Origin of the sequence: Pseudomonas sp. ChxA (assembly GCF_030263855.1) — a bacterium.
Lineage (GTDB): Bacteria > Pseudomonadota > Gammaproteobacteria > Pseudomonadales > Pseudomonadaceae > Aquipseudomonas > Aquipseudomonas fluorescens_CB.
Genome location: NZ_JARPMK010000001.1, coordinates 5,544,279 through 5,557,769, shown reverse-complemented (window position 1 = coordinate 5,557,769; position 13,491 = coordinate 5,544,279). Strand labels below are relative to the sequence as shown.

The 13,491-nt window shown below is 57.3% G+C and carries 16 protein-coding genes and 1 tRNA gene; 11 read left to right on the top strand and 6 right to left on the bottom strand.

Annotation, left to right across the window (positions count from 1 at the left end):
- Nucleotides 1-12 precede the first annotated feature (12 nt).
- Nucleotides 13-252: a sulfurtransferase TusA family protein gene (locus P5706_RS25040; RefSeq protein ID WP_010212198.1), complete on the top strand. Its 240-nt coding sequence runs from the start codon at nucleotides 13-15 to the stop codon at nucleotides 250-252.
- 30 nt (nucleotides 253-282) lie between these two features.
- Nucleotides 283-1,353: an AI-2E family transporter gene (locus P5706_RS25035; RefSeq protein WP_200430689.1), complete on the top strand. Its 1,071-nt coding sequence runs from the start codon at nucleotides 283-285 to the stop codon at nucleotides 1,351-1,353.
- Between the two features lie 161 nt (nucleotides 1,354-1,514).
- Here the strand turns inward: P5706_RS25035 and P5706_RS25030 are convergent, their stop codons facing one another.
- Nucleotides 1,515-1,988, bottom strand: coding sequence for a peroxiredoxin (locus P5706_RS25030; protein ID WP_200430688.1), 474 nt, complete (start codon nucleotides 1,986-1,988; stop codon nucleotides 1,515-1,517).
- A 10-nt stretch (nucleotides 1,989-1,998) separates the two neighbouring features.
- Nucleotides 1,999-2,559 carry a glycine cleavage system transcriptional repressor gene (locus tag P5706_RS25025; RefSeq protein WP_017137336.1) on the bottom strand — a complete coding sequence of 187 codons (561 nt, stop codon included), beginning with the start codon at nucleotides 2,557-2,559 and terminating at the stop codon, nucleotides 1,999-2,001.
- A gap of 273 nt (nucleotides 2,560-2,832) precedes the next feature.
- Here P5706_RS25025 and dapA point away from each other — a divergent pair, with 273 nt between their 5' ends.
- From dapA to hepT, 7 genes are all read left to right on the top strand, one after another.
- Entirely contained in the window at nucleotides 2,833-3,711 is an 879-nt protein-coding gene (gene dapA, locus P5706_RS25020; protein ID WP_017137337.1) for a 4-hydroxy-tetrahydrodipicolinate synthase, read from the top strand.
- Between the two features lie 17 nt (nucleotides 3,712-3,728).
- On the top strand, nucleotides 3,729-4,844 hold the full coding sequence (bamC, locus tag P5706_RS25015) for an NlpB/DapX family lipoprotein (RefSeq protein ID WP_017137338.1): 1,116 nt from the start codon (nucleotides 3,729-3,731) through the stop codon (nucleotides 4,842-4,844).
- 4 nt (nucleotides 4,845-4,848) lie between these two features.
- Nucleotides 4,849-5,607, top strand: coding sequence for an MBL fold metallo-hydrolase (locus tag P5706_RS25010; RefSeq protein WP_200430687.1), 759 nt, complete (start codon nucleotides 4,849-4,851; stop codon nucleotides 5,605-5,607).
- 27 nt (nucleotides 5,608-5,634) lie between these two features.
- The gene (gene purC, locus P5706_RS25005) at nucleotides 5,635-6,348 is read left to right on the top strand and encodes a phosphoribosylaminoimidazolesuccinocarboxamide synthase (protein ID WP_017137340.1); all 714 of its coding nucleotides are present in this window, start codon (nucleotides 5,635-5,637) and stop codon (nucleotides 6,346-6,348) included.
- Between the two features lie 83 nt (nucleotides 6,349-6,431).
- Nucleotides 6,432-6,521 (top strand) — tRNA-Ser (locus P5706_RS25000).
- Between the two features lie 118 nt (nucleotides 6,522-6,639).
- Nucleotides 6,640-7,035: a type VII toxin-antitoxin system MntA family adenylyltransferase antitoxin gene (gene mntA, locus P5706_RS24995; protein ID WP_200430633.1), complete on the top strand. Its 396-nt coding sequence runs from the start codon at nucleotides 6,640-6,642 to the stop codon at nucleotides 7,033-7,035.
- Nucleotides 7,025-7,474, top strand: a complete 450-nt coding sequence (gene hepT, locus P5706_RS24990; RefSeq protein WP_200430632.1) for a type VII toxin-antitoxin system HepT family RNase toxin — start codon at nucleotides 7,025-7,027, stop codon at nucleotides 7,472-7,474. Before mntA ends, hepT begins: the two co-directional genes overlap by 11 nt.
- Before the next feature lie 270 nt (nucleotides 7,475-7,744).
- Here hepT and P5706_RS24985 read toward each other — a convergent pair whose 3' ends face one another.
- Nucleotides 7,745-8,971, bottom strand: a complete 1,227-nt coding sequence (locus tag P5706_RS24985; RefSeq protein WP_069788564.1) for an MFS transporter — start codon at nucleotides 8,969-8,971, stop codon at nucleotides 7,745-7,747.
- A 434-nt stretch (nucleotides 8,972-9,405) separates the two neighbouring features.
- Nucleotides 9,406-10,278 (bottom strand): DUF6216 family protein, encoded by an 873-nt coding sequence (locus P5706_RS24980; protein WP_285682470.1) that lies wholly within the window; start codon nucleotides 10,276-10,278, stop codon nucleotides 9,406-9,408.
- Nucleotides 10,279-10,554: 276 nt separating this feature from the next.
- On the opposite strand from P5706_RS24980, the gene P5706_RS24975 reads away from it, so the two are divergent.
- On the top strand, nucleotides 10,555-10,809 hold the full coding sequence (locus P5706_RS24975) for a hypothetical protein (protein WP_285682468.1): 255 nt from the start codon (nucleotides 10,555-10,557) through the stop codon (nucleotides 10,807-10,809).
- A 418-nt stretch (nucleotides 10,810-11,227) separates the two neighbouring features.
- Nucleotides 11,228-11,578, top strand: a complete 351-nt coding sequence (locus P5706_RS24970) for a hypothetical protein (protein ID WP_352231426.1) — start codon at nucleotides 11,228-11,230, stop codon at nucleotides 11,576-11,578.
- Here P5706_RS24970 and tnpC read toward each other — a convergent pair.
- Entirely contained in the window at nucleotides 11,530-13,062 is a 1,533-nt protein-coding gene (gene tnpC / locus P5706_RS24965; RefSeq protein ID WP_060766772.1) for an IS66 family transposase, read from the bottom strand. The two genes, P5706_RS24970 and tnpC, sit on opposite strands and share 49 nt — an antisense overlap.
- An 18-nt stretch (nucleotides 13,063-13,080) precedes the next feature.
- A complete protein-coding gene (gene tnpB, locus P5706_RS24960) occupies nucleotides 13,081-13,440 on the bottom strand; it encodes an IS66 family insertion sequence element accessory protein TnpB (protein ID WP_060766773.1) in 360 nt (119 codons plus the stop codon).
- Nucleotides 13,441-13,491 lie beyond the last annotated feature (51 nt).

Below are 13,491 nucleotides of genomic sequence, written 5' to 3'. Positions count from 1 at the left end.
CGGAGCAAACCGATGACCGACGCTGTAGCCTTTGACGCCGAACTCGATGCCAGTGGCCTCAATTGCCCGCTGCCCCTGCTCAAAGCCAAGCTGGAACTCAACCGCTTGGCCAGCGGTGCCGTGCTCAAGGTGATCGCCACAGACGCGGGCTCCCAGCGTGATTTCCGCACTTTTGCCAAGCTGGCCGGGCATACGCTGCTGCACGAAGAAGACGCTGCCGGTGTGTACCGTTACTGGTTGCGCAAGGCCTGAACTGTTCGCCCCACCACCCGAGGTTGATTGATGTTCAAAGTGTTACGAGACTGGATTCAGCGCTATTTTTCCGATGAAGAAGCTGTGGTGCTGGCCGTCCTGCTGTTCCTGGCCTTTACCGCCGTGCTCACCTTGGGCGGCATGCTGGCGCCGGTACTGGCGGGCATGGTGCTGGCCTACCTGATGCAGGGCCTGGTCACTACCCTTGAGCGTTTGCGGCTGCCGGGCGGCCTGGCGGTAGGGCTGGTCTTTGCCCTGTTCATGGGGCTGTTGGTGGTGTTTATCGTGGTGGTGCTGCCATTGCTGTGGCATCAGTTGATCACCTTGTTCAACGAGTTGCCGGGCATGCTCGCCAAGTGGCAATCACTGTTGCTGCTATTGCCGGAGCGCTATCCGCACCTGGTGTCGGACGAGCAAGTGTTGCAGGCCATCGAAGTGGCGCGCGGCGAGATCGGAAAATTCGGGCAATGGGCGCTGACTTTTTCCCTATCCAGCCTGCCGCTTTTGGTCAACATCATGATCTACCTGGTGCTGGTGCCGATCCTGGTGTTCTTCTTCCTCAAGGACCGCGAGATGATCGGCCGCTGGGTCAGTGGCTACCTGCCACGTGAACGGGCGCTGATTACTCGGGTGGCCGAAGAGATGAACCGGCAGATCGCCAACTATATTCGCGGCAAAGTGATTGAGATCGTGATTTGTGGCGGCGTCACCTACATCGCGTTTGTCGCGCTCGGGCTGAACTACGCGGCGCTGCTTGCCTTGCTGGTGGGTGTATCGGTGGTAGTGCCCTATGTGGGCGCGGTGGTGGTGACCGTGCCGGTGATGTTGATCGCGTTGTTCCAGTGGGGCTGGAGCGATCAGTTCATCTACCTGATGGCGGTGTACGGGATTATCCAGACCCTGGATGGCAATGTGCTGGTGCCGCTGCTGTTCTCGGAGGCTGTCAATCTGCACCCGGTGGCGATTATCTGCGCGGTGCTGTTGTTTGGAGGGCTGTGGGGGTTTTGGGGTGTGTTCTTTGCGATCCCGCTGGCGACGCTGTTCAAGGCCGTACTGGATGCGTGGCCGCGGCAAGAGCCGGTGGTGGCGCCGCTGTTGTAGCAGCAACTTTATTGTGGCGAGGGGGCTTGCTCCCGCTGGGGTGCGTAGCGGGCCCTAAAAGCGGGAGCGCTTTGCACTCCAGCGCGAGCAAGCTCGCTCGCCACAACAAGCTCGCTGGCCACAATAAGCTCGCTGGCCACAGTAAGCTGGCTCAGCGGGGTTCAGGCTTTATTCAATGCCTGTGCCGCTGCCAATACTGCATCCACATGGCCCGGCACTTTCACACCACGCCATTCCTGACGCAGCACGCCATCCTTGTCGATCAGGAAAGTGCTGCGGTCAACGCCCAGGTATTCCTTGCCATATAGCTTCTTCAGCTTGATCACATCAAACAGCTGGCAAACCGCTTCGTCCTTGTCGCTGATCAGCTCGAAGGGGAATTCCTGCTTGGCCTTGAAGTTCTCGTGGGACTTCACGCTGTCTCGCGACAGGCCAAACACTTCGGTGTTGGCAGCCTTGAACGCCGCGTATTGGTCACGAAAACCCTGACCCTCGGTGGTGCAACCCGGGGTGCTGTCCTTGGGGTAGAAGTAGATCACCACTTGCTTGCCCTTGAGGGCGGCAAGGCTGAACGTCTGGCCGCTGGTGGCCTGGGCTTCGAAATCGGCCACGGGTGTGTCGATGGCTACCGGCATAGGTACTTCCTTACATTGGGTTCTGTGGGCGCCATGGCTCGATCAGTGCGTCGAGGTTCAGGGCATCGGCGAAATCCAGGAACTGGTCACGCAGCCAGCTGATCTGCACGCCGGCCGGCAAGGTCACGGTGAACGTGGCGTTGAGCATGGTGCCGCCGGTTTGCGGTGCCTGGTAGGTGTCGCAGGTGAGGTTTTCCAGTTCGACGTTGTGGTCGATGAAAAACTGGCACAGCTCATTGACGATGTCCGAGCGGTAGGCCGAGCTGACATACGCCACATAAGGCAGCGCCTGCGGGCGGTTTTCCAGGGCGGCGCTACGCACGACGTTGACGGTGAAGTTGTGCTTCTTGGCCAGGCCCGGCAAGCCGGTTTCGAGGCGCGCCAGGGCGTCCCAGCTGCCGGAGATCTGCAGCACCAACGCGCTGCACTCACCGTGGCGGGTGAGGCGGGAGGTCACGACGGCGCAGCGGTTCTCATGGCTGGCGCGGCACAGGACGTTGGTCAGCTCCATGGGGTTGGCGCCGAGGGCACTGATAACAAGGAATTGTTCGCGAACTGTGGGGGTGGACATGCAGCCTTCCTAAAGCGATGAGCGGTCGATACCGTGTGGGCCGTATCGATCAAAGGATGAAGGGTAGCGAAAACCATCGCCAAGGGCTAGGAGGTGGCGTTTTCATTACGCGATCGGTCTGATTTCAGCGTGCTTCAAGCCGCGCTTTGGCCTAATGATGGCATTGCCCGTCGTTTAGTTGGCCCAGAACGCATCCTCAGGCGGTACTTCGCTTGTACAAGCATCTTGGCGCCAGTACCATTACGGCTCTCTTTTTCCGGCAGGAGCGGTTGCATGATTGCGGGCAGTATGGTGGCACTGGTCACACCCATGGATGCACAAGGTCATCTCGACTGGGACAGCCTTGGCAAACTGGTGGACTTCCACCTGCAAGAAGGCACCAACGCCATCGTGGCGGTCGGCACCACAGGTGAATCGGCCACCCTTGATGTGGAAGAACACATCCAGGTCATCGAATTCGTGGTCAAGCGCGTGGCGGGCCGCATTGCCGTAATCGCAGGCACAGGCGCCAACTCGACGCGTGAAGCCATCGAGCTGACCAAGAACGCCAAGAAAGCCGGCGCCGATGCCTGCCTGCTGGTAACCCCGTACTACAACAAGCCGACCCAGGAAGGTTTGTACCAGCACTTCAAGGCCATCGCCGAAGCCGTCGACATCCCGCAGATCCTCTACAACGTCCCTGGCCGCACGGCCTGCGACATGAAGGCCGAGACCGTTATCCGGCTGTCCACCGTGCCGAACATCATCGGCATCAAGGAAGCCACCGGCGACCTGCAACGCGCCAAGGACATCCTGGCCGGCGTGAGCAGCGACTTCCTGGTGTATTCCGGTGACGACGCCACAGCGGTCGAGCTGATCCTGCTGGGCGGCAAAGGCAATATCTCGGTGACCGCCAACGTCGCGCCGCGCGCCATGAGCGACATGTGCGCCGCCGCCATCGCCGGTGACGCCGTAAAAGCCCGTGCGATCCACGAGCAACTGATGCCGCTCAACAAAACACTGTTTATCGAATCCAACCCTATTCCCGTGAAATGGGCGCTGTTTGAGATGGGCTTGATGCCGGACGGTATCCGTCTGCCGCTCACCCGGCTCAGCGAAGCCTGTCACGAACCGCTGCGACAGGCCCTGCGCCAGTCCGGCGTCCTGGTTTAATTGAGGAAGCACTACGCATGAAGCGATTGGCCGGACTTTCCGCACTTGCCTTGATTATCTCCAGCACCAGCGGCTGCGGTTGGGTATGGGGCCCGGAAGGCTACTTCCGTGACCGCGGCAGCGATTACCTGGAAGCACAAGCAACCAAACCGATGCAACTGCCGCCGGACGTCAACGTCGCCAAGCGCCTTGACCCGTTGCTGCCGATTCCGCGCAACGTCGCCGATGACACCACCAAGGGCGAGTACGTAGTGCCACGCCCGCAGCCGATCTCGGCCGTGGCGGACACCAGCGACTACAGCCTGCAAAAGAGCGGCGACAACCGCTGGATCATGGCCCAACGCCCACCGGCTGAAGTCTGGCCAGTGGCGGTGCAGTTCTTCCAGGACAACGGTTTCAGCATTGATCAACAACGCCCGCAAACCGGTGAGTTCACCACGGCATGGCAGCACGGCAGCGAACTCTCCGCCAGCATGGCCAAGCGCCTGCAGGCGAGCGGCGTAGCGCCCGACAGCGAAGCCCGTGTGCGTGTGCGCATCGAACCAGGCGTGCAGCGTAATACCAGTGAAGTCTACGTGGTCAGCGCCGAGCGTCCTGCCGGCAGCACTGCCAACGTCGATTTCACCCCGCGTTCGGTCAACATGGGCGTAGACGCCGCGTTGGTCGACGAGATGCTGGCCAGCATGAGCCGTATCTCCGAGAAGGGCGGTTCGGTTTCACTGCTCGCCGCCGGTAACTTCGACACGCCTAACCGCGTCAGCCTCACCGAAGACGGCAGCGGCAACGTGGTGCTCACCCTGGGTGAAGACCTCGACCGTGCCTGGGCCAGTGTTGGCCGTGCGTTGGAGCAAGGTCCATGGCGCGTTGAAGACATCAACCGCAGCCTGGGCCTGTACTACATCAACGTAGCGGAAAAGGCCGAGAAGAAAGACGACGAGCCAGGTTTCTTCGGCAAATTGTTCGGCAGCAAGCCGACCAAGGAAGAGATCGAAACCCGTGCCGAGCGTTACCAGGTTCGTTTGAGCAAGGTGGGCGAAAGCGTACAAGTGACCGTCGAGAAGAACATCAACACCGTTGCGCCGGCTGAAACAGCGCGCAAAGTGTTGGGCGTGATTCAGGACAACCTGGGCTGATCCGATGCGTTTTGCCGTTCTCGGCAGCGGTAGCCAAGGGAACGGCACGCTGGTCGCACATGACGACACGTATGTGCTGGTGGATTGTGGTTTCTCGTTAAAAGAAACCGAGCGGCGCCTGCTGCGCCTGGGGGTTCACCCCTCGCAGCTGAGCGCAATTGTGGTAACCCACGAACATGCCGACCACGTGCATGGCGTGGGTTTGCTTTCTCGGCGCTACAATCTTCCGGTGTACCTGAGTCGCGGCACCTTGCGCGGGATGCGCAAACCCATAGAACCCGCAGGTTTCCTGGCCGGTGGCGAGACGCTGCAGGTCGGTGCATTGAGCATCGACGTAATTGCCGTAGCGCACGACGCCCAGGAACCGACGCAGTATGTATTCAGTGGCGGCCAGCGGCGTTTCGGCGTGCTCACCGACCTGGGCTCCTACTGCTCCAGGGTGCTGGACGGTTACCGGGACCTCGATGCCTTGATGATCGAGTCCAACCACTGCCGCGACCTGCTGGCGCGTGGTCATTACCCCTACTTTCTCAAGCAGCGGGTAGGCGGCGAACTGGGACATTTGAACAACCACCAGGCGGCGTACCTGGTGTATGAGTTGGGCTGGCAAGACTTGCAACACTTGGTCCTGGCCCACCTGAGCAGCAAGAACAACCTGCCGCAGCTGGCCCGGCAATGTTTTGTCGACACCCTTGGGTGCGACCCGGACTGGCTGCAACTGGCCGATCAAGATTCAGGGCTCGACTGGCGACACATCGCCTAGCCCACCATTTAGCAAGCGGAGCCCATCATGGAAAAACGTGAAGAACTCTACCGCGGCAAAGCCAAGTCGGTATACAAGACCGACGACGCCAACCGCCTGATCCTGCTGTTTCGCAACGACACCTCGGCGTTCGACGGCAAGCGCATCGAACAGCTTGATCGCAAAGGCATGGTGAACAACAAGTTCAACGCCTTCATCATGCAAAAGCTCGAAGCGGCCGGCATTCCGACCCAATTCGACAAACTGCTGGGCGACAACGAGTGCCTGGTCAAGAAGCTCGACATGATCCCGGTCGAATGCGTCGTGCGTAACTACGCCGCCGGCAGCCTGGTCAAGCGCCTGGGCGTGGAAGAGGGCCTCAAGCTCAACCCTTACACGTTCGAGCTGTTCCTGAAGGACGACGCCAAGGGCGACCCGTTCATCAACGAATCCCACGTAGTGGCATTCGGCTGGGGCACCGCTGAGCAACTGGTACGCATGAAGGAGTTGTCCCTCAAGGTCAACGACGTGCTGAGCAAGCTGTTCGACGACGCAGGCCTGCTGCTGGTCGACTTCAAACTCGAATTCGGCGTGTTCCACGACGGCACCATCGTCCTGGGTGACGAATTCAGCCCGGACGGCTGCCGCCTGTGGGACAAAGCCACCAAGAAGAAGATGGACAAAGACCGCTTCCGCCAGGGCCTCGGTGACGTCATCGAAGCCTACGAAGAAGTCGCCAATCGTCTCGGCGTACCGCTGTAATCGACGCAAGCATCTGATAGCACGGAAAAAAATCGATTTTTTGGTTTGCTTTCGCGAAACACACTGTTATGATGCGCGCCGTTGGAGAGATGCCAGAGTGGCCGAATGGGACGGATTCGAAATCCGTTGTACCTTCACCGGTACCTAGGGTTCGAATCCCTATCTCTCCGCCATTATTGAGTAACGAAAACCCCCGATAACTTAAATGTTGTTGGGGGTTTTTTGTTTGGGGCAGAAATGTCGAGGCGATTTCTGCTACGGTCATTCATCAGATGACACGTGGGGCGCAACATGAACGTTGAGCAAGTGTTGGCTCACTTATTGGCCGGTATTCCTGATCTGATGGCGATTTATGTCTTTGGCAGTCAGGCGACAGGCGAGGCACATGCTGACAGCGATCTGGACTTGGCAGTGCTTACTGCGGGCTCTGTGGACCCGTTGCTGTTGTGGCGGTTAGCTGGAGAGCTTGCTGACATTGTGGCGGTGCCCGTTGATTTACTCGACCTGCGGGCGGCGTCCACCGTCATGCAATATCAAGTCATAACAACAGGGCGCAGGCTCTGGAACAAGGACAGCCAAGCAGGTATTTTCGAGAGTTACATCCTCAGCGAAAAAACCGAGCTGGACACTGCAAGGGCAGGGTTGCTGACCGATATCCAGAAGGAAGGAAAAGTGCATGGTCGATGATGTGCTCATCAACAAAGCGTCGAGCATTGAGCGTTGTGTCGCTCGCGCTCGCGAGGAATACGACAAGGACCCCGCCAGTTTCGCTACTGACTTCACCCGTCAGGATGCGGCGATTCTTAATATTCAGCGTGCGTGTGAGGCCGCTCTGGATATGGGGCAGCATCTAATTCGACGTGAACGACTGGGTGTTCCTCAGGGCGCTCGAGACGTGTTTGAGTTGCTGTCACGAGGCGGTTGGGTCCAATCGTCTCTGCTGACCAACCTGAAAAACATGGTCGGTTTCCGCAATATCGCAGTGCATGAGTATCAAACGCTTCAGTTGCCGATCACTGTTGCAATCATCACTCAGCATTTAGGTGATTTTCTGGCGTTTAGCGCCTTTATCCTGACTAAGGATGCAGGGCAGTCAGCGGTTGTCACAGATACTGGGTTCATTTGAACGAGCCTGACTTGGCCCTCGTGGGCTTTCTGTCCGAGCGCAATATTGCGAAGGATGTCAGATCTACTGCTAGCTCAAACGCTCGCCCGCTTTACGATAAGCCTGCCCACGCTCTCGTTTATCAATGGCAACCACTCAGGCATTGGTCGACGCTGCACTTGAGCGTCATGCCCCAACGAATAAACCAGGCAACTAACCCTCTACCCCTGAAACAAAAAAAGCCTGCCGAGCTTAATGCTTAGCAGGCTTTTTAGTGGTTAACGAGTCGTATCAGCCAGGCTGCGCCGCCAAGCTATTACTCACATTACGCCCCAACACCAGCACGGTCACAAACCCAAGCCCCACCAGCGCCGTAGCCAGGCTCAAGAGCATTGCGCTGCCCATTTGGTCCACGATCCGTCCGCCAAAGAATGAACCCAGGGCGATGATCACCTGAAACAGGGCAACGAACAGCGGCATGCCGCGTTCGACGTCTTTAGGTGCGACCACAAACATCCAGATACTCGCGCAGGCCGGGAAGGCGCCGAAGGCGAAGCCCCAGAGTGCGATGAGCATCGCGGCGCCGGTCATGCCGGTGGCGAAGTGAGGGAACAGCGCGGTACTGGTACCGATCATCAGCGCGACCAGCAGCAGGGTGTGGCGCACGCTGCGGTTGGCGGCGAAACCGGCAAAGACGTTGCCCATCACGCCGGCCACGCCATACAGCAGCAACAGTGAGCCGATGGTCGGGCCATCGAAGCCGGAACTGTTTTTAAAGAACGGCGCGACATAGGTGTAGGCAGCAAAGTGCGCCAGGCCGATCAGCAGTACGGCGATCAAGCCGACCCGCGCTTGTGGGTTGATAAACAAGGCTGGCAGGTCACGGATCTGGATGGCCTTTTCCGGGGTAAGTCGCGGCAGCAGGAACACCTGCGCCAGCAACACTGGCACGCCGACAATCGCGGTCACCAGGAAGGTCATGCGCCAGCCCATCAGGCCACTGAGCCAGGTGCCGACGGGTACGCCCAGCACGGTGGCCAGGGTCACGCCCATCATGATGATCGAGGTAGCCTTCGCTACGCCCACACCCTTGGGCGCCAAGCGGCCGCTTAGCGCAATGGCCGTGGCCCAGAAGCCGCCGATGCTGATGCCCAGCAGTACACGGCCGAATAGCAGCAGGCTGAAGTCGCTGGCGTAAGCCACCACCGAGTTGGCGATGATCATGATCAGCGTCAAGCCGATCAGCAAGTAACGACGGTCCATGCCACCGATGATCACCGACAGCAACGGCGCGGCGAGGGCGGCCATGATGCCGGGCAGCGTGACCATCAGGCCAGCGTGACCGGCACTGATGCCCAAGTCGCTGGCGACGTCGTTGAGTACGCCCACCGGCAGAAACTCACTGGTGACCAGGGCGAAGGCACCTACGGCGACCGAGAGAATCGCCAGCCACTGCTGTTTGACACTTTGTTGATTATGTTCGGGACGGCCGCTGTGGGCCTGGCTGGGGCTTGGCATGGTGTTGGGTTCCAGAAGGAATGTCGCCTGAAGCCAGGCGGAGGGGAGGGAAAGTGGAGGCGATTATAGGAACCGGTGCTGGCAATCACACAGGCGCTCGTTTCGATAATAACCATCAGTGCAATCGATTCGACGCTCTGGGGCGGGGTTTATGGCCGGTGAGCCAGCTTGCTATGGCGGTAGCCTTGTGGCGAGCAGGCTTGCTGTGGCGAGCAGGCTTGCCCTGCGTTGGGCTGCGTAGCGGCCCTAAAACCTGTCACCGCGATCTTCCTCCAGGCACTGGGCGCCTGGGATGGGGCGGCTTCGCCGCCCAACGCAGGGCAAGCCTGCTCGCCACTACAAGCCAGTTCGCCACTACAAGACTGCTCGCCAATACAAGCCTGCTTGCTATATCAAGGCTGCTACAACAGGCCTGCTTGCCACAGTGATAGTGTTTACGGTTGAGCGGCAGTCTCTGCGGGCGTATTTGTACTCTGCGCGGCCATTTGGTCATGGAGTTTTTTGGCAACGCCCAAACGCGAGAGCTTGGTCAAGATGCAGAAGACCGCAAATATCGACAGGCAGGCGATGAACAGCAAAAAGCCTTTTTGCTCTTTCAATCCGGTTTTTACGTTTTCAGCGTAGGTGGGCGAAAGAAATAGTGTGCAAATGGTATTGATGGTGCTTTCGGAGAAGTCCTCGTTATAGAACTTTTCCAGTGCCGTCGGTGATTTGCACTCATCGACCGATAATGTCTCGCTGGGCCAGAAGTGAAATTTGGCGTTGTTTTCCGAAAGATAAAAAGACGGTACATCCGCGGCTTTTTTCAAAGACACCATCAGGTAGCTGGAATCAGCCAATGGCGGCGTGATGCTGATGATCGCCAGGAAGAATGCGCCCAACCCCAAAAACCAATTACGTTTGAAGGGTGTGATCATTGCCTCTTTAAGCGACAACTGAGTGAAGTCTTTCCAGTCAATGTACTTTCTGACCCTGGCCACATCGTTATAACTTAAGTTGTTGTCAGTGATCCACTGATCGGCCTGCCGCGCGTGTTCCAGGCTTTGCGCGGGGATATTGAATTCGAATCGATAATATTCAACTTCGCGCAGATTTTTGCGGGTGGCTTCATATTTTGGGTTTTCAAACGTGGTCGAGCCACCAAAAAACCGCCACATCAAGTCACGCAGAAATATCAACGAGCCTGAGCGCGAGTAGATGTATAAAACCAGCGCACATATTGCCAGGCCACTGAGCAGCCCGACGATGGCGGCGTAGTTTTGAAATGTCCATGTGACGATGTTGTCGTTGAGTACAGGTTGGGACATACAGGTCATCCTTGAAGGTTATTAGAGAACCGCGCGTCAGCGAAGTCGCTGTCACTGGCCGGGCGAAAATCTAATGAAAAGAAGGCGACTTTTCAAACATTATCATTGCGTCAAACATCGAACCGGGTGGGTACTACATAACTCTGGAATATTTCTTACATGTTTTAAAAACAAAGGCTACAGCCAGTTCGTTGCGCAGGAATATTTAACTCACTATCTTCTGACCACGAGTCGTTCACTCGTAGGCTTTCTCCTCAAACGCAAAGGAAATGCACCATGAGCAAAAACACAAAAAAGACCTCCAGCATCCTGGCGACGTTGGCCGCCGAAACCTTGAATAATCCAAACGCCTCGGCCATCGCCAAAAGCCTGGCCGCGTCAGCGCTGTCCCAGACCGGTACCGATAAGCAAACCAGCGCGCACATGGAGGAAACAGCCGGCAAAGCCCTTCAAAGTGATAAATACAGTGAGGACACCAAGTCCCTGGCGGCATCAGTCCTTTCTCAAGCCAACAAAGAGCGTGGCAGTTAAGCCCTAAAAAACCGCCAGCCCATAAAAAGGTTTCCACGGGTTACCGAGGAAGACGTTCGTGATCCTCATGAAAAGAACTCGTTGTCCTGGTGGTTGTATTACCACGTGGGCTTGCTGACACAAGTTTGTTCCTAAAGGCGTTTCGTAGGTGTCCGGGGGCCAACTCCGGGCACTACCGGAGCGTAATTTCTAACGAGGCGATTGGGCGGTAGGCAAAGAGCCGATAGCTTTGAAGGAAACAAGCTGATGCCGTGTAGTCTATTTCCCAAATTAATCAATGCTGTCAAATACATTTGGTGATAGCTGCACCTAATAAGGTGCAGTCCTTTATATTTTGACGTCATTTTTATTTAATCAGGAATGCATGTATGGCACGTTATCGCCACTCCGCTTTGTCTGAACGGCTGAGGGCCTTCTGATGCCTCAGCCTTATGCTTTTATCAATGATCGGCAGCAAACGTCGGTGGAACTTAAGGCAAGACTGAACTTGGGTAAACACGCTGACGCTAAGTTTGATGTGCTTAACTCTCATATACGCAATGTCGTGGTGTTGCCAGGGCAACTGGTGATCATCGGTGATGATTCTACCGCTGCTTGTACGCTTGAGGAGTCTCGCCTGATGCAAGTCGCGTGGGAAATACGGCATGACGTAATGGCCGAAGGTGGAGATGCTTTGAGTGCGATCCACAAACCCCACCTACCACAAGATGTAACCTCGGTTTACCGTGGCATCTGTGGCGAGCAGTTCCACGGCAGCAGCGCTTCGTAATCTTCTACTGACGAGGCGTGCGGCAATCGCTCCAGTACGTGGCGCAGCCACGTATAGGGCTCTTGGCCGTTGACCTTGGCTGTCTCGACCAAACTGTAGATCTGCGCACTGGCCGTGGCGCCTTTAGGCGTGTCACTGAACAGCCACGCCTTGCGCCCAATAACAAACGGCTTTATCGCACGCTCCGCCAAGTTGTTATCGATCGGCAAATGGCCGGCCTCCACATAGCGCTCCAACCGGCTCCAGTTGTTCGCCAGGTAATTCACCGCCTTGCCCAGCACACTTTGCGGCGTGACTTGGGACTGTGTTTTCTCCAGCCAACTTTTCAACTCGGCGAGTACCGGCAAGCTTCTCTCCTGCCGACCGATAAACCGCTGTTCATCGCAAGCATCCTTGAGCTCGCGTTCGATGCCATACAACTTGCTCATCATCGCCAGCACGATATCGGCGCGACCGGTCTTGCCCTTGGGCTGTACCTTCTGCGCTTCGACGAACTTGCGTCGCGCATGGACCATACACGCCAAACGCTCAACTCCGGGTTGCAACGCCAATGCGTTGTAACCCGCATAATCATCGGTCATCACGTAGCCGCGATAGTCGCCGAGCAGGCGCAACGGCACCTCCTGCGCTCGGCTGGTGGTGTAGTCAAAAAGGATCACTGGCCGCTCTGGCGGGCCGCTGGCTTGCACCCACATCCAGGATTGGCTGGTCGGGTCTCGATCCGGTTCCTTGAGTACCTGGACGCGGGTTTCGTCGCAGTGGATCACCGGACTTTCCAGTAATCGATCACGCATCAGGTTCAGCAGTGGCTGAAAGTGTTCACTGCACTGGATCACCCAACGCGCCAGGGTTTGCCGTGGAATATCGACGCCGTGTCGACTCAGTACACTTTCAAAACGATGCAGCGGCAGACCATCGACATACTTGGTGGTCAACAACATCGCCAGCACACTGGGGCTGGCCATGCTCTTTTCGATTATCTGAGCGGGTTTGTCAGCGGTGACCGGCGCGGTTTCACAACTGCGGCAACCGTACACTTTGCGGATGTGTTTGAGTACGCGGATCTGCATCGGCACGATCTCCAGCTGTTCGCTGGTTTCTTCGCCAATGACGTGTTTGCGACAGCCGCAGGCGCAGGTCAGTTCGTGCTCTGGAAGTTCGTGGATAACTTCGATGCGCGGCAAGTCAGTCGACAACGGCTTGCGCTTGCCACGGCGCTTGGTAGGCGCAACGGCTTCTTCGTCAGACTCGTCGCAGACCGGAACAGCGAGACTTTCAGGTTCATTAAAGAGCGCGAGCTGTGGCGTCTGCGGATCGACGGTTTGTTCTGATTTACGCCCGAAAAAACGTTCACGCCATAGCCGGATCTGTTCTTTCAGATCAACAATCTGGTCTTTGTCCACCTGACGCTCACTGAGCATCTGCACAAGCATTTGCTTGAGCAGAACCGGATCATCGGGGAGGTCGTCGGGCATGGAAATCATGGCCCGGATTATACCCAATCAAGCGACGAATCGCGGCGTCAAAACCTGATGCGGACGGTTGCGCCAGAGATCAAAACCGTCGAGCAGCCAGTTCAGTTCCTGAACCGTCAGGACAATGGCTTCATCCGTATCGTCAGGGGACGTTTTGAATCGTTCGGATTCGAGGCGCTTGAGCCAAAGGCAGAAGCCGTTGCGCTCCCAATAAAGTATTTTCACCCGATTACGGGGGCGATTCAGAAAAACAAAAAGCACGGGGTCGAACACCGCCACTTTGATATCCAATTCGACCAAGGCGGCGAGGCCGTCGATGGATTTTCGGAAGTCGACAGGTTTGGGGTAGAGATAGACTTTTTCGACCTTGGCGTCGGGACGCATCATGGTTGCGGGCTCCTGAGGGAAATCGGGAGCACAGCATCAGCTGTCAGCTAT